The 15,224-nt window shown below is 71.7% G+C and carries 16 protein-coding genes; 8 read left to right on the top strand and 8 right to left on the bottom strand.

The window, feature by feature from the left end:
* Window position 1: 1 nt before the first annotated feature.
* Window positions 2-1,777, bottom strand: a complete 1,776-nt coding sequence (locus NOO62_RS06695) for a substrate-binding and VWA domain-containing protein (protein WP_268769989.1) — start codon at window positions 1,775-1,777, stop codon at window positions 2-4.
* Between the two features lie 165 nt (window positions 1,778-1,942).
* Between NOO62_RS06695 and NOO62_RS06690 the strand changes: the two genes are divergently transcribed.
* Window positions 1,943-2,746 (top strand): CPBP family intramembrane glutamic endopeptidase, encoded by an 804-nt coding sequence (locus NOO62_RS06690; protein ID WP_268769988.1) that lies wholly within the window; start codon window positions 1,943-1,945, stop codon window positions 2,744-2,746.
* A 60-nt stretch (window positions 2,747-2,806) separates the two neighbouring features.
* On the opposite strand, the gene NOO62_RS06685 is transcribed toward NOO62_RS06690, so the two are convergent.
* From NOO62_RS06685 to NOO62_RS06675, 3 genes are all read right to left on the bottom strand, one after another.
* Window positions 2,807-3,628: a PhzF family phenazine biosynthesis protein gene (locus NOO62_RS06685; protein ID WP_268769987.1), complete on the bottom strand. Its 822-nt coding sequence runs from the start codon at window positions 3,626-3,628 to the stop codon at window positions 2,807-2,809.
* A 210-nt stretch (window positions 3,629-3,838) separates the two neighbouring features.
* Window positions 3,839-4,204 carry a darcynin family protein gene (locus NOO62_RS06680; protein ID WP_268769986.1) on the bottom strand — a complete coding sequence of 122 codons (366 nt, stop codon included), beginning with the start codon at window positions 4,202-4,204 and terminating at the stop codon, window positions 3,839-3,841.
* Between the two features lie 56 nt (window positions 4,205-4,260).
* On the bottom strand, window positions 4,261-5,199 hold the full coding sequence (locus tag NOO62_RS06675; RefSeq protein WP_268769985.1) for an NAD(P)H-binding protein: 939 nt from the start codon (window positions 5,197-5,199) through the stop codon (window positions 4,261-4,263).
* A 105-nt stretch (window positions 5,200-5,304) separates the two neighbouring features.
* On the opposite strand from NOO62_RS06675, the gene NOO62_RS06670 reads away from it, so the two are divergent.
* Window positions 5,305-6,246 (top strand): LysR family transcriptional regulator, encoded by a 942-nt coding sequence (locus tag NOO62_RS06670; protein WP_268769984.1) that lies wholly within the window; start codon window positions 5,305-5,307, stop codon window positions 6,244-6,246.
* A 151-nt stretch (window positions 6,247-6,397) separates the two neighbouring features.
* Window positions 6,398-7,063, top strand: coding sequence for a PadR family transcriptional regulator (locus NOO62_RS06665; RefSeq protein WP_268769983.1), 666 nt, complete (start codon window positions 6,398-6,400; stop codon window positions 7,061-7,063).
* Window positions 7,064-7,216: 153 nt separating this feature from the next.
* Here the strand turns inward: NOO62_RS06665 and NOO62_RS06660 are convergent, their stop codons facing one another.
* Window positions 7,217-7,645 carry an SRPBCC family protein gene (locus NOO62_RS06660; RefSeq protein ID WP_268769982.1) on the bottom strand — a complete coding sequence of 143 codons (429 nt, stop codon included), beginning with the start codon at window positions 7,643-7,645 and terminating at the stop codon, window positions 7,217-7,219.
* A gap of 329 nt (window positions 7,646-7,974) precedes the next feature.
* Here NOO62_RS06660 and NOO62_RS06655 point away from each other — a divergent pair, with 329 nt between their 5' ends.
* Window positions 7,975-8,793, top strand: coding sequence for a putative protein N(5)-glutamine methyltransferase (locus NOO62_RS06655; RefSeq protein WP_268769981.1), 819 nt, complete (start codon window positions 7,975-7,977; stop codon window positions 8,791-8,793).
* Between the two features lie 48 nt (window positions 8,794-8,841).
* Here the strand turns inward: NOO62_RS06655 and NOO62_RS06650 are convergent, their stop codons facing one another.
* A complete protein-coding gene (locus NOO62_RS06650; RefSeq protein WP_268769980.1) occupies window positions 8,842-9,030 on the bottom strand; it encodes a hypothetical protein in 189 nt (62 codons plus the stop codon).
* Between the two features lie 219 nt (window positions 9,031-9,249).
* On the opposite strand from NOO62_RS06650, the gene NOO62_RS06645 reads away from it, so the two are divergent.
* The 3 genes from NOO62_RS06645 to NOO62_RS06635 all read left to right on the top strand — a co-directional run bounded on the left by NOO62_RS06645 (window position 9,250) and on the right by NOO62_RS06635 (window position 12,161).
* Window positions 9,250-9,822: a Clp protease N-terminal domain-containing protein gene (locus NOO62_RS06645; RefSeq protein WP_414930771.1), complete on the top strand. Its 573-nt coding sequence runs from the start codon at window positions 9,250-9,252 to the stop codon at window positions 9,820-9,822.
* 112 nt (window positions 9,823-9,934) lie between these two features.
* A complete protein-coding gene (locus NOO62_RS06640) occupies window positions 9,935-10,906 on the top strand; it encodes an EamA family transporter (protein ID WP_268769978.1) in 972 nt (323 codons plus the stop codon).
* Between the two features lie 184 nt (window positions 10,907-11,090).
* Window positions 11,091-12,161 (top strand): DMT family transporter, encoded by a 1,071-nt coding sequence (locus NOO62_RS06635; RefSeq protein ID WP_268775494.1) that lies wholly within the window; start codon window positions 11,091-11,093, stop codon window positions 12,159-12,161.
* On the opposite strand, the gene NOO62_RS06630 is transcribed toward NOO62_RS06635, so the two are convergent.
* Window positions 12,143-12,850, bottom strand: a complete 708-nt coding sequence (locus NOO62_RS06630) for a pyridoxamine 5'-phosphate oxidase family protein (protein WP_268769977.1) — start codon at window positions 12,848-12,850, stop codon at window positions 12,143-12,145. The two genes, NOO62_RS06635 and NOO62_RS06630, sit on opposite strands and share 19 nt — an antisense overlap.
* Before the next feature lie 112 nt (window positions 12,851-12,962).
* Here NOO62_RS06630 and NOO62_RS06625 point away from each other — a divergent pair, with 112 nt between their 5' ends.
* On the top strand, window positions 12,963-14,294 hold the full coding sequence (locus NOO62_RS06625) for an aminotransferase class I/II-fold pyridoxal phosphate-dependent enzyme (RefSeq protein WP_268769976.1): 1,332 nt from the start codon (window positions 12,963-12,965) through the stop codon (window positions 14,292-14,294).
* On the opposite strand, the gene NOO62_RS06620 is transcribed toward NOO62_RS06625, so the two are convergent.
* Complete coding sequence (locus NOO62_RS06620) at window positions 14,285-15,196, bottom strand: DMT family transporter (RefSeq protein WP_268775493.1); 912 nt, start codon at window positions 15,194-15,196, stop codon at window positions 14,285-14,287. The two genes, NOO62_RS06625 and NOO62_RS06620, sit on opposite strands and share 10 nt — an antisense overlap.
* Between the last annotated feature and the right edge of the window lie 28 nt (window positions 15,197-15,224).

Raw genomic sequence — 15,224 nt, 5'->3', positions numbered from 1 at the left:
GTCAGCCCTGATTGCTGCCCGCCTCCATGATCGCCTTGAGGATCACCGCGTGGATCTGCGCCGGGTCGTCGACCTGGTGCCCGGAGCCGCCCGTCGCCTCCGCGATCTGCTGAACCTCGTCCTTGTCCGCCTCGGGGCCGACCGCGATGGCGATGATCGGCACCGGGTGCTCGCGGTCGGAGATCTCCTCCAGCTGCGCGATCAGGGAGCTGCGCGAGATGCTGCCCGGATCCTGGTTGGCGCCGTCGGTCAGGATCACCAGGGCGTTGAACCTGCCGCGCGCGTACGTCGACCTGGCTTCCTTGTAGGCGGCGAGCGTCGTGTCGTACAGGCCCGTGGCGCCGCCCGGCACGGGCTGCAGGTTGCTGAAGGCGTCCGACAGCTCGTCGCGGTGCGTCGCGCCGCCCTTGCGGTCGCCCAACCGTCGGGTCGGCTCCAGTTCGCGGTAGTCGCGGGCGCCGTCGAGCCGGGTGGCGAACTCCCACAGGCCGATCTCGTCGTCGTCGGTGAAGCCCGCGAGGGCCCGCAGCAGGGACGCCTTGGTGACCTCCATACGGGACTGGTTCCGGCCGGGCACGAACTGCCGCATGGACTCCGAGGCATCAACGACGGTACTCAGCCGGGCACTCTGGACGGTGATCGTCCACATGCCCAGCGTCTCCTGGAGCTCCTTGTCCGACGGCGGGTCCGTGGCCTCGCCCGCGTACGGCTGCGGCGTGCGGCCGCCCGCGGCGGTGACCAGCCTGTCGGACGGCTGGTCGGGGTCCGTCCTGAAACCGTGCTCGGCCAGGATCCGCCGTCCGTCGTCATCGCTGAACATCGTCATGAAGCGCAGGGCCGCGCGGCTCGTGTCGGTGGTCATACGGCTGTCCTCGACGAGCGTGTACGGGTAGTCGAGCCGCGGCGAACCGTCCTTCGGGTAGAAGAGGTCGAGGCTGTTCTCCTCGCCCGCCGACGCGTTGTGCGCGAACGCGGCCTGCTCGGAGAGGACCAGGGCCTGGTTGCGCCGCGGATTGTCCTGCTCGGTGCCGGAGCCGTCGCGGGTCAGGGTGTCCAGGAGCCGGCTGTCGCTGTCGGTGGTGCGGGTCGACAGGGCCTTGGCCAGGGCGGCGGCCCGGGTCGTCCCCTCCTTGCCGCCCTCCTTCTTTGCGGACGCACCCATCTTGGCGAGGGCGAGCAGGCCGCTCGCGCTGCGCGCGGGATCGGCCGCGCCGAGGCGCAGCTTGTCGCCCTTCGTCGCGGCCGTGGTCAACTCCGGCCAGCTGTACGTCTTCCGCGGCCAGCCCAGCGACTCGGCGGCGGACGGCACCATGCCGATGCCGACGGGCGAGGAGGCAATGTTGCCCGCGGGGGAGATCTTGCTCTGCTTGGCCCCGAGGCCGACGCGCTGCACCCACACATCGGAGTCCGGCACCCACACGTCGTACTCCGGATCGCCCTTTCCCGAGCGGAGTTCGGTCGCCACCTTGTACGAGTCGCGTGCGGTCACCCGCACGTCGATGCAGTGCCCGTCCGAGGTGATCTGCTGGTCGCGGGCCTCGTCGGCAGCCTCGCGCAGGGCCGGGGACACGGCGGGAGCGGCGACGACGTCGAGGCGTACCGCGTCGTCGCCGCAGGAGCCGTTGAACGTGAGCAGTCCGGTGCGGACCGCGGCCGCCGCGCCTCCCGCCACCACCAGGACGAGCGCCGTGGCGATGGCGACCGTACGTCCGCGCGACTGCGGCCGGGGGCCGGGCGCTGCCGTCCCGCGCTCATCGGGCAAGCTGTGACGTCCCATGGCGGTGGTGCCCCTCCTTGAATGATGAAGCAAGGAAAGGGGGCTGTGCGCCAACGATCGGCGTCCGTCCCCCTCGGCCTGTCGCGCACGATCTTCGTAACTTCTTTCGAGACCCTAGCGGGGCGAGGATGGGGATGAGGCGGGATTACTCAACTGGAGGCGTACGTGCAAGCGGAGCCGGGGCCGATGGCCGGTTCTTTTCCGGCGGACGGTCCGTCGCGGCGGATTCTGAGGGACGAGACGCTGCTCGTCCTGGCCCTCTCGCTCGGCGCGAGCGGGGTGTCCGCGCTGATCAGCTTTGTCGGGTCGGTCACCAAACCGGGCGGCCTGAAGGACCAGGCGGCCACGCTGAACGCGTCGGCCGCGCCGGGCAGGCCGTGGCTTGATCTCGCATGGCAACTGTTCGGCATCACGACCGCGTTGGTGCCGGTCGCGCTGGTGGCGCACTTCCTGCTGCGCGAGCGGGCGGGGCTGGGGACGATCGGTTTCGACCGGACGCGGCCCTGGCCTGACCTCGGACGCGGCGCCGCGATCGCCGCGGTGATCGGCAGCACCGGGATCGCCTTCTACCTCGCGGCCCGCGGGCTCGGCTTCAACCTCACCGTGGTGCCCGAGGCGCTGCCCGACGTGTGGTGGAAGTACCCGGTCCTCGTGCTGTCCGCGGTGCAGAACGCGGTACTGGAGGAAGTCATCGTCGTGGGGTACCTGCTGCGCCGGTGCGGGCAGTTGGGGTGGACACCGATGGCGGCGCTGGTGGGCAGTTCGGTGCTGCGCGGCTCGTACCACCTCTACCAGGGCATCGGCGGGTTCGTCGGGAACCTCGCGATGGGGGTGGTGTTCGTCCTGCTCTACCGCAGGTGGGGGAGGGTCGGCCCGCTGGTCGTGGCCCACTCCCTGCTCGACATCGGCGCGTTCGTCGGCTACGCGCTGCTCGCGGGGAAGGTGGGGTGGCTGCCCACGCCCGCGTGACGCGTCGGTGGGCAGCTCACCGTTGCCCGGTGTCTCCTACGGGTCGGCTGTGGCGCCCGGTCAGGCGAACAGTTCGCCCTCGATGACCGTGACCGCGCGGCCGGTCAGGAGGGTGCGGTCGCCCTGCAGCCGGGTGCGGACCAGGCCGGTGCGGGCCGAGGCCTGGAGGCCGGTCAGGTCGGTGCGGCCGAGGCGTTCGGACCAGAAGGGGGCGAGGGCGGTGTGCGCGCTGCCCGTCACCGGGTCCTCGTCGATGCCGACGCGCGGGAAGAAGCAGCGGGACACGAAGTCGTAGCCGCGGGCGGGGTCCTCGGCTTTGGCCGTGGCGATGATGCCGCGCTCGGAGTGGCGTACGAGGGCCTTGTGGTCCGGGGTGAGCGACCTGACCGTCTTCTCGTCGGCGAGCTCGACCAGCAGGTCGCCGGTGTTCCGGCCGGTGTCGTACGCGAGGAGGGGCTCGGCGCCCAACGCCTCGGCGATGCCGTCGGGCAGTTCGATCGCGGTGAGCGGAGCGGTCGGGAAGTCGAGGAGGAGGGTGCCGTCCTCGTGCGCGGTCGCGGTGAGGATGCCGCTGCGCGTGGTGAAGCGGAGGGTGCCGGAGGCCGCGCCGGTGGTGTGCAGGACGTGCGCCGTGGCCAAAGTGGCATGGCCGCAGAAGTCGACCTCGGTGGTGGGGGTGAACCAGCGCAGCGCCCAGTCGGCGTCGCCGCCCGGGGGCAGCGGGTGCGCGAAGGCGGTCTCGGCGTGGTTGACCTCCATGGCCACGTTCTGCAGCCAGGTGTCGTCGGGGAAGGCGTCGAGGAGCAGGACTCCGGCCGGGTTGCCCGCGAAGGGGCGGTCCGTGAAGGCGTCGACGACGCGGATGCGGTGGGAAGTCGGCATGCGCATCACGCTAGAGGGCTGCGGAGTGCGCTGGGTAAGGCCAATTCGGCATGGCTGGACTGGCTGACTGGACCGGACGGCTGGACTGGACGGCTGGACTGGACGTGCTGGACTGGTTGAGGTGAGGGGTTGGCCTGCCGGGCCCCTGCGGGGGCGTGCTGCGAGGCTGCTTGGGGGCTCGCCTGCGGCACGCGCCCGCGGAGGTGCGGATCAGGTGGTGATGGTGGTTACGGGGTCGACGCCGTAGGTGCGCGCGTAGCCGTTCTCGGCGCCGACGAGGAGGTCGACGACCTCGAAGTAGCGGTCCCAGAACGGGGTTTCGCGGAGCGCGTCGATCAGGAGCTGGTAGGCGCCGTGACTGTCCGCCTCCCAGACCCAGACGTCGGTGACGCGCGTGGAGTAGAACTCCGTGTCGTAGAAGCGGGACCGGACGCCGGACGTTTTTTCCTTGATCACGGGGACGATCTCGGTGGTGAAGGCCTCGATCCGCTGTTCGACGGTCATGGCCAGCCATTCGGGGTTGGTCTTGACGAGCATGAACGCCGTGACCGGCGTTTCCGTTGCGGTGCTGGGCATGGAGGTGCCTTTCCTGCCTTCTTACGGGTGGTTCGGACGGACTGCGTCGGGGTCAGTCAGGCGCGTACGGCGGGCTTGAGCACCCGGGCGCACCACTGCTCGAAGGTCGTGGCTGTGGCTGTGGCTGTGGCTGTGGTCGTGGTCGTGCTTGTGGTTGCGGGCGAGGCGTGCGCGGCGGTGCGCGGGACGCCCGCGTCCAGCCCTTCGTCCTTGGCGCGCTTCATGTCCACGACGCCTTGGGCGAACTCCTTGTCGAGGCCGTAGCCGACGAGGGCGGCGTGCAGGTCGTCGTAGGACTGGCGCTCGTAGCGGACGGGCCGGCCGAGCTGTTCCGTCATGATGCGGGCCAGGTCGGTGGGGGAGAGGTCCTGCGGGCCGAGGACGGGGACGCTGCCGACGCCGGTCCAGGTGCGGTCCAGGAGCAGGGACGCGGCCGTGGCGGCGATGTCGGCGACGGCCACCAGGGGTGCCTTGCGGTCCGCGTCGAGACAGTCGACGAAGACGCCGTTCTCCCGGATCGAGTCGGCCTCCTCCAGGAGGTTCTCGAAGAACGACGGGTTGGCGAGGGCCCGGTAGGCCACGCCGGAGGAGGCGATGAGGTCGTCCATGGCCAGGGAGGCGGTCACGAGTCCGGCGCGGCCGGCGGCCGGGGTGCCGCGGCCCAGCGCGGAGACGCCGACGACGTGACCGACGCCGTGCCTGGTCAGTGCCTTCGCGGCGGGACGGGTGAAACCGCTGTAGGCCGCCTCCGGGGTGAGGGAGGAGTCCGGCGGGACGAGCCAGAAGACGGCGTCCGCGCCCGCGAAGGCGCGGTCGACGGTCTCGGGGTCGCCGTGCGAGCCGGTGACCACCTCGACGCGTTCGCGTACGACGTCGGGGAGCCGTGCCGGGTCGCGCACGACCACGCGGAGGTCTTCCGGGGCCGGATCGGAGTCGAGAAGCCGGGTGAGCAGGTGGCTGCCTATGTTCCCGGTGGGTGCGGTGATGACGATCATGTGGGCTTCCTGGTCGGTGCCTGTTCGGACAGCACCATCTTGCGAACGCGCCAGGCATTGCCACAATGGGCACTTCGGCACGCAATCATTGCCAGGAGTGGAATTATGCAGGTCAAGAGCACAGATCCGGTTCTCGACGCCAATCTCGCCATCGCGCTCGACGCCCTTCTCGCGGAGGAGAGCGTCACGAAGGCCGCCGCCCGGATGCATACGTCGCCGGCCGCCATGAGCCGTACGCTCGGCCGCCTCCGGCGGATCCTCCGAGATCCGCTCCTGGTCCGCGCGGGACAAGTGATGGTCCCCACTCCCCGCGCGCTGGCGCTGCGAGAGGAGGCCGCCGGGGTGGTGCGCCGCATCACGGCGCTGCTCACGCCCGAGACGCCCGTCGACCCGGCCACTCTCAGCAGCACGTTCACCGTCCAGGGCGCCGACCTGATCGGCGCGGCGCTGGCGCCCGCCCTGTTGCGGCTGGCCCGTCAGGAGGCGCCGGGGGTCTCCCTGCGGATGCGGGCCGAGGAGCTGGAGGCGGGCCCGGCGCTCCGTGACGGCCGGATCGACCTGGAGATCGGCTCCATCGACCACGTCGACCCCGAGACGCAGGTCGAGGAACTGGTGACCCTGCGGATGGCGGCGGCCGTCCGCCCCGACCACCCCCTGACCCGCAAACCGCTGACCCCGGCCCGGCTCGCCGCCGCCGAACACGTGGTGGTCAGCCGCCGCGGCCGCTTCTCGGGCCCGCTGGACGCCGCCCTGGCCGAACACGGCCTGCAGCGACGCGTGAGCGCGGTCCTGCCCAGCCACTTGGCCGCGTTGACCCTCGCGGCCGCCAGCGACGTGGTCTGTCTGATTCCCGCGGTGCCCGACGGTGAGACCCCGTCACCGGTCACCGCACCCGCGTCCGTCCTGGGGCTCCACGTGCTCGACATCCCACTGCCCCTGCCGCCCCTGACGATCGGCATGGCCTGGCACCCCCGCCACGCGGCGGACGGCGCGCATCAGTGGCTGCGGGGGGCGGTGCGCCAGATCTTCCGTACGTCTACGTCCTGAACGCCCGACAGGTCACGCAGGTCGGCGGTGACTCAGGCGGCTCGGTCGGCTCAGTCGGTGAGGCTTGCCAGCCGAACTGTTCCGATATATCGTTGAGGCATCGCGACAGATTCGCGACTGATACGAACAATCGACGACAGGAGTGATCACCATGCGTACCCATGGTTCTGAACACGAGCACGGTCGCGGCCACGGACACGGCCGCCGCGGCGGCCCCGAGGGCCGTGAGGGATTCGGCCGCGGAGGCTTCGGTGGCTTCGGCGGATTCGGTGACTTCGACGGGCGGCGCGGCGCGTTCGGTCCGTTCGGGCCCGGCTTCGGCGGGCCCGGTGGTCCCTGGGGCGGCCGGGGCGGACGCGGTGGCGGTCCGCGCGGCAGGGCGCGGCGGGGCGACGTACGCGCGTCGATCCTGGCCCTGCTGAAGGACCGGCCCATGCACGGCTACGAAATGATCCAGGAGATCGCCGAGCGCAGCGGCGGGGCGTGGAAGCCCAGCCCCGGTTCGGTCTACCCGACCCTCCAGTTGCTGGAGGACGAGGGTCTGATCAGCAGCGCCAGCGAAGGCGGCAAGAAGCTCTTCTCGCTCACCGGTGCCGGGCGCGAGGCGGCCGAGGAGGGCCCCGAAGCGCCGTGGGAAGAGGCGGGCCGCGGGGTCGACTGGGACACGCTGAACGAGATCCGGCAGGCCGGCTTCGGTCTGATGGAGGCGTTCGGCCAGGTCTGGAAGACCGGTACCAAGGAGCAGCGCGAGAAGGCGCTGACGGTCATCAACGACGCCCGCAAGAAGATGTACCTGATCCTCGCCGATGAGGACTGAGGTGGTCGGGGCCGATGGCCCGCACCGCAGATGAGGCGCCCCGCACGCATCGTGTGGGGCGCCTTTTTGGTGTGCTCTGATGTGTCCGGGGTGCTGGGCCCGTGGCGGGCGGGAGGTCGGTCGGGCAGGCGGTCGGTCGGTCGGTCGGTCGGGTCAGGTCACCAAGCCGTCCAGTTTGCGCAGCGATTCGTTGAGCGCGGCCGTCGCCGAGTCCCGCAGCTTGCCCGCCATCAGGGAGACCGCGGCCCCCGTGAACTCGCCTTCGATGCGGACCACCGTCGCCGTCCCCTCGGGTGAGAGGGAGTAGCGGGTACCGACGTTGACGCCCATGGGGCCCTTGCCCGCGATGGCGAGGGTGCGGGCGGTCTCCAGTTCGCCGATGGTCCAGTTGACCTCGGCGGGGAAGCCCATCAGCTTCATGTTCTCCACGAAGGTGCCGCCCACTTCCAGCGTCGTGGGCCCGCCCTGGGGGAAGCTCGTGTGCGTGGAGTTCCACTCGCCGTAGGAGGAGAAGTCGGTGAGCCGGTCCCAGATCTTCTCGGCGGGCGCCTCGATCCTTGCCTCCGCGCTGACTTCGGCCATGCGGCCACCCCTTCCCGTCGGGCGCTGCGACGGCCGCAGCTACGGTGTCGCGGAACGTAGCCGCAGGCCCCCGAACATTCAATACTGATGAACCGTCAGGTTTGGTGAGCGGTGGAACCGGGGGCGTGGCCTCGTATGTTCTGCCCGGTCAGGGGTGAGGTACTGTTCCCTCTGCCCTGTGACGGACACAGGCGGCGCGCTTTGGAGGTGAGACCCATTACCGCAGTAGCAGGTCGGGTGCTCCCCTCTCGCGACCGCGTAGTTCACCCGGCGTACCGGCGCAGGTGACCCGAGGGAGCCCCATCAGGTTCCCGAAAGGTATTCCTCACATGTCGGTCTCGACTTTCTCCACGTCACATCGTTCCTCCGTCATCAGCACGCTGCGTGCCGCCGGCTGTGTCTTCGCCGAGGACGAGGCGGAGTTGATCCTCTCCACCGCGCACACCCCCTCCGAAGTGGCCGCCATGGTCGAGCGCCGCGCGGCCGGCCTGCCGCTCGAACACGTCCTGGGATGGGCGGAGTTCCGAGGGCTGCGGATAGCCGTGGACCCAAGGGTGTTCGTACCGCGCCGCCGCACCGAGTTCCTCGTCGGCCTGGCCGCCGAACTCGCCGGACGCGCGGCCGTCGTCGTCGACCTGTGCTGCGGATCGGGGGCCCTCGGGGCCGCGCTCGCCGCGGGCCTCGAACAAGTCGAGTTGTACGCGGCCGACATCGACCCCGCGGCGGTCCGCTGCGCCCGCCGCAACGTCGTCGAGGCCGGAGGCGAGGTCTACGAAGGAGACCTCTACGACCCGCTGCCCGACGCTCTCCGGGGGCGCGTCGACATCCTCCTTGCGAACGTCCCGTACGTCCCCTCCGGAGAGGTGGGTCTGCTGCCCGCCGAGGCCCGCGTCCACGAGGCGCGCGTGGCGCTCGACGGCGGCGCGGACGGACTCGACGTGCTGCGCCGGGTGACCAAGGGGGCGCCCGCGTGGCTGGCGCCCGGCGGTCACCTCCTCTTCGAGACGAGCGAGGGGCAGGTGTCCGCGGCGGTCGACGCCGTCGAACGGGCCGGTCTGGCGGCGCGGGTGGTGAGCGACGAGGAGAGGTACGCGACGGTGGTCATCGGGACGTGGCCGGGGCGCGGAGCGGGCGGGTTCCGGGACTGACGGCGCGTGCCGGGCGTCGCGGGGCAGGCGGGACTTTCGCCACAGGCCCTAGCCGACCCGCCGTATGACCGCCGCGTCGAACAGGTCCGACGCCCTCGGGAGCGGGCTCTCGTCGTGGCAGTGCCAGGCGTCCCAGAAGAGGTCGGCGGGCAGCGCGTCGTCGGGTGCGTACACCCGGTAGAAGTACTGCCTGCCGTCGACCGCAGGCAGGGCGACCATCCAGCACCTGCTCTCCATGCTTGTGGGACGAGCGGGCCGGTGTGATGGTTGCGCGCCGGATGCGGGCGCCCGGCGCGCACGGGGTGGTGGGCAAGGCGGCGCGCGAGCGTCCGCGCGGATCGTTGGATCTCATCCGTAAGGAGGACAACCAACGCCCGCTTGCCCACCCTGTGTCGGACGTGAAGATGCTTCCCGCCGCCGATGCATATGCCCCTGGGGGTTGATGTGGTGGGAGATGTGCATAGCCGTACCCCGTCGGGCGCCGAGCCCGGCCCGACCCGAGAAGAACCCGACTCCGGACTCACCGCGGAGCTGGCGTCAGTGGTGTCCGGGGCGCGTCGACGCGCCCTCCGTGACGGCGACCGGCAGATCGACACCGCACATCTGCTGCACTCCCTCCTGGAGACCGACCCCGAGGTGCGCGCCGTCTTCGAAAGCGGTGCCCAGGCCGTACGGGTCCTCGGCTATCTCGTGCAGCGCAGCATCGGCTACGGCCTCCAGTGGCAGGGCACCGTCGAGGACTCCGGTGCCGTCCCGGTCGTGACGCCCGTACGGGAGACCGGATGGTCCCCGTCCGCCACCACCGCGATGGACGTGGCCCTGGAACGCGCCGAACGGCGCGGCGAACCGCGTGCCCTCGGCATGGACCTGCTCGCCGGGCTCGTCACCGACCCGGAGTGCCGGGCGGTCGAGGTCCTCGCGCGAGCGCGCGTGGACGTTCCGGTGCTGCTGTCCCGCATAGAGGCGGGGTGCAGGCAGTACGCCGCCGAGGGCGGTCACGGCCACGGGTTCGCCGGAGGTCAGGGGTAGCACAGGGCGGGGCGCACCGTGGTGTCCGCCGATTGAGACAGGGGTCTAGCGGCGTGACGCTCATGACGTCACCTGCCATGATGTGCCGGTGCAAGCGTCTGAGGGGATACAGGTGAAGCCCGGCAGGGGCGTCGGTCTGGGGCTCGCCCTACTCTCGGCGGTCGCCTTCGGCGGCTCAGGTGTCGCGGCGAAACCGCTGATCGAGGCGGGTCTGGACCCCCTGCACGTGGTGTGGCTGCGGGTGGCGGGCGCCGCCCTGGTGATGCTGCCCGTCGCGTGGCGCCACCGCGGACTGTTGCGGAGCAGGCCCGCGCTGCTCGCCGGCTTCGGCCTCCTCGCCGTCGCGGGCGTCCAGGCCTGCTACTTCGCGGCGCTCTCCCGTATCCCCGTCGGCGTCGCCCTGCTGATCGAGTACCTCGCGCCCGCGCTCGTCCTCGGCTGGGTCCGCTTCGTGCAGCGGCGGCCGGTGACGCGGGCGGCCGCACTCGGCGTGATCCTCGCCGTCGGCGGCCTCGCCTGCGTCGTCGAGGTGTGGGCGGGGCTGAGCTTCGACGCCGTCGGACTCCTGCTCGCGCTCGGCGCCGCCTGCTGCCAGGTCGGCTACTTCGTCCTGTCCGACCAGGGCAGCGACGCGGGCGACGACGCCCCGGACCCGCTCGGCGTCATCGCGTACGGACTGCTCGTCGGCACCGTCGTACTCACCGCCGTCGCACGGCCCTGGGGCATGGACTGGTCGGTGCTCGCCGGTGACGCGGACCTCGACGGCGCCGCGATGCCTGCCTGGGCCCTCCTCACCTGGATCGTCCTCATCGCGACGGTCGTCGCCTACGTCACCGGGGTGCTGTCCGTGCGCAGGCTGTCGCCCCAGGTGGCCGGTGTCGTGGCCTGCCTCGAAGCCGTCATCGCGACGGCGCTGGCCTGGGTCGTCCTGGGCGAGCACCTCTCGGCGCCGCAGGTCGTCGGGGGCGCGGTCGTGCTGGTGGGCGCGTTCATCGCCCAGTCTTCGGCGCCGACCGAGCCCGTCGTGCAGGGCGCCGTCCCAGCACCCGAAACGGAGTTGTCGCGCAGCGGAAGCCGGTCCTAGGGTGCCGGTCATGCACGCACGCGCACTCGTACTTCCGCCTCCCGCCGCTTAGACGCGGGACGCTCACGGATCACGCCCGAGCCGGTGGCCGGGCGCAACGGTGCTGCCCGCAGACGGAGCCAGTCATCCCTCTCTGCTGCGGAGAAAACACGTGTCGAACTTCTTGCGCACGTCCGACGTGCCCATTCTTCCGAACCCCGTCGCATCCGGTGACGCCGGACCGCGTGCCGCCGGCCTCGGCGTCGGGCGCGGACTCTGCTGTCTGATCGTCGCCGGAATCGCCTGGGGGACTGCGGGCGCCGCCGCCGCGCTGGTCTTCCGGGAAAGCGACATGGGGCCCGTCAGCCTCTCCTTCTGGCGGTGCGCGGGCGGATTCGTGCTGCTGCTCGCCGCGCGCCTGATGCGGCCGCGCGCTGCGATCGCGCGCACCTCGACGGCGCGTGTCGCGGCCGCCGAACCGGTACGCCGCAGGGTGCGCCGGATCCTCGCGACCGGCGTGGCCCTCGCCGTCTTCCAGACCGCCTACTTCGCCTCGGTCGAGGCGACCGGCCTCGCGGTCGGCACCGTCGTCACCATGGGCTCGGGCCCCGTCCTCATCGCACTCGGCGCACGGCTCGCCCTGGGGGAGCGGCTCCGGCGCGGCGGCGTGATCGCCGTGTTGGGCGCCCTTACGGGCCTCGTCGTTCTCGTCCTCGGGGATGACGGCGGCGGGGGCGCGACCGTGCGGCCGGCCGGTGTGGTCTGGGGACTCGTCTCGGCGGCCGCGTACGCCACCATGACGCTGATCACGCGCTGGTGGGGGAGGGGCGGCACGGTGGACTCGTCCGACACCACCGTCTGGGCGTTCGCCGTCGTCTCGCTCTGCCTGCTGCCGCTCGCCGCGGCCGAGGGCCTCGTCCCGCACACCGCCGACGCCGCGCGCGTGGCGGCGTATGTGCTGTACATCGCCGCCGTGCCGACGGCGGTCGCGTACGCCCTGTACTTTGCCGGGGCCGCCGTCGTACGGTCCGCCACCGTTTCCGTGATCATGCTCCTGGAGCCGGTGGGCGCCGCGGTCATCGCCGTCGGGCTGCTCGGTGAGGACCTGACGGCGGCGACCGTGGCGGGTACGGCCCTGATGCTGGTGGCGGTCACGGGCCTCGCGGTCGCGGAGACGCGGGGCGCGGTGGCGCAGCGGCGGAGTGCGGCGGAAGAGCGGAGGTCCTCGCCCGGCCGCGGCTCAAGGGTGGAGCGGCGTCACAGTTCGACCAAGTAGTCCGGCACCTTGATGTCGGGTGCCAGGTCATCCGACGGGATGAGGGCGCCGTGGCCCTTGCGGAGCGGGACGACGCCTGCCCAGTGGGGGAGTCGCAGGTCCTCCGGGTCGTCGTTCGGGCCGCCGGTGCGTGCCTTAGCCGATACTTCGTTCAGGTCGAGGCTGAGCACGGCGGTCGCCGCGAGCTCCTTGGTGTTGGCGGGGCGGGAGTCGGCCGAGCGGCCCGGCACCACGTGGTCGACCAGCGCGTCCAGCGCGAGCCGCTTCTCCTCGGGGTCCGTGACCTGGTGGGCGGTGCCGTGGATCACCACGGAGCGGTAGTTGAGGGAGTGGTGGAAGGCCGACCGGGCCAGGACCAGGCCGTCGACGTGCGTCACGGTCAGGCACACCGCCAGACCCGGGTCCCGCTCCTCGGACGTGGCACGCGCCATGCGCAGCGGCCGGGAACCGGTCGAACCGTGCACGTACAGGCGCTCGCCCACCCGTCCGTAGAGCGTCGGGAGCACGACGGGGGCGCCGTCGCGCACGAACCCGAGATGGCAGACGTAGGCCTCGTCGAGTATCGCGTGCACCGTCTCCCGGTCGTACGCGGCGCGATCCGCGGAGCGCGTGGGGATCGTGCGGTCCGTCGGTGCGTAGGCGGCGCTGTCCGGCGGAGTGGTGTCGGTGGTGCCCGGCGTCGTCTGCATGACTCTCCCTGTGCTGAACCTGTACTGATCTGCCCGCAGGTGATGCGTTCCGGGCGGCGCTGCCCGGCTCATCGACTTGCGAGCGCTATTGCACTAGTGCATACTTTGCTTTGTGCTAGGAGAGTATCCGATCAGTGGGCGGCGCGCAGCCGAGATTGCGGCCAGCGTGGAGCGGTCCGTCGGCGACGGCGACCTCGAACCGGGGCAACTGCTGCCCCCCATGCGCGAGTTGGCGACACGCCTCGGGGTGAATCCCAATACCGTGGCGGCCGCCTACCGCACGCTGCGCGAACGAGGCGTCATCGAGACGGCGGGACGTCGCGGCAGCCGTGTGCGCCCCAAGCCCGCCACCACGACGCGTGAACTCATCCGGGTGGACGCACCGCCCGGCGTGCGCGACGTCTCCATGGGCAATCCGGACCCGAAGCTGCTGCCAGCCCTCTCCGGAGCCTTCATGGCGGCCGCCGCGCATAGCGACGCACAACCCGTCCTCTACGGAGAGAGCGCGGTGGACCCGGAGCTCGAACGGTGCGCACGCGCGGCGTTCACGGCCGACGGTGTCCCGCACGGCCCGCTCGCCGTCACCTCCGGATCGCTCGACGCCATCGAACGGGTCCTTGCCGTCCACCTCAAGCCCGGCGACGGGGTCGCCCTGGAGGACCCCGGCTGGGGAAGCCTGCTCGACCTCGTCTCCGCACTCGGGCTGCGTGCGATCCCGGTGGGCGTGGACGACGAGGGCCCGCTGCCCGCCGACATGGAGCGGGCACTGGCCTCCGGAGCACGCGCGGCCGTCGTCACGGACCGCGCACAGAACCCCACGGGTGCCGCCGTCACCGCTCCACGCGCGCGTGCCCTGCGGCAGGTGTTCGCCTCGCACGAGGACGTGCTGCTCATCGAGGACGACCACGGCCACGGCATCGTCGACCTGCCGCTGCACCCATTGGCGGGATCGACCCGGAACTGGGCCCTCACCCGCTCGACCGCCAAGGCGTACGGCCCTGACCTGCGACTCGCCGTGCTGACCGGTGACCCCGTCACCGTCGACCGGCTGCGCGGGCGGCAGCGGCTCGGGCCCGGCTGGGTGAGCCGGCTGCTGCAACGCGCCGTCGCGCGGCTCTGGACCGAGGGCGCCGTCGACCCCCGCGTGGTGTCGGCGTCCTACGGGCGGCGGCGCGAGGCACTGATCGCGGCGCTCGCCGAGCGGGGCGTCACCGCGTACGGACGCAGTGGCATGAACGCGTGGGTGCCGGTCCCGGACGAGACGGGGGCGGTCGCGCGGCTGCTGCACGCGGGGTGGGCGGTGGCGCCGGGGGCGAGGTTCCGGCTGAACACGCCGCCCGCGGTGCGGATCACCGTGGCGGCGCTGGAGGACGAGGAGATCGCGGCGGTGGCGGACGCCGTCGCCTCCGCGACCGGGCCCGCTCCGGCGCGGCGCTACGACTGACGGGGCGGAGGCTCGGCCGTCACCGGCGCTGCTTCCCGGGGCGCCGCCGCACGCGGCCTGGACTGCGTGAGCGCCGCGCCCGCCAGGACGATCACCGCGCCGACCGGCGTCGACCAGCTCAGGGACTCGCCGAGCACCGCTACGCCCGCGCCGGTCGCGATGACCGGAATGAAGTACGTGACCATCTGGGCGGTGGTCGGGCCCACCTCGGCGACCAGCGCGTACTGCAACAGGAAGGCGAGCCCGGTGCCGAGGGCGCCGAGCGCCACGATCGCCAGCAGCGGCACCACGGGGAAGTGCGAGGGGAACGTGGTGAACAAGGGCGTCACCACGGCCAGTTCGGCGGTCGCGACCAGCAACTGGGCGCCCGACAACGACAGATTGGAGTGCCCGGAACCGGCCAGTGTGCGACGTACGTAGATCCAGCCGATCGGGTAGCTGAGCGAGGCGAGCAGCGCCATCGCCGTACCGCCGAGGTCGAGACCGCTGAAGCCCTGCCAGGCGCCGAGCACGGTGAGCACGCCGAGGAAGCCGAGGCCCAGACCCGCGACGCGGCGCCGCGAAGGACGGTCCTCGGAGAGCGCGACGAGCGACAGGGCCATGCCCCACAGGGGCGACGTCGCGTTGCAGATCCCGGCGAGCGTCGAGGGGATCGTCAGTTCCGCGTACGCGAAGAGCGAGAACGGCAGGGCGTTGAGCAGCAGCGCCGACACCGTCAGGTGCAGCCAGATCCGCGGGGAGCGCGGCAGCCGCTCACGCTTCACCGCGAGCACGGCTGCGACGACGACGGTCCCGAACGCCAGCCGCCCCAGGGTGACCTGGAACGGCGCGTACCCCTCCGTGCCCACCTTGATCAGCAGGAAGCTGAAGCCCCAGATCAGCGACAGGACGCCGAAACGGATACGCCAGTCGAGGACGGATGCTGACGTG

Origin of the sequence: Streptomyces sp. Je 1-369, assembly GCF_026810505.1 — a bacterium.
Lineage (GTDB): Bacteria > Actinomycetota > Actinomycetes > Streptomycetales > Streptomycetaceae > Streptomyces.
The sequence above is the reverse complement of the archived record's forward strand: the minus strand, read 5'-3'. Positions and strand labels throughout refer to the sequence as shown.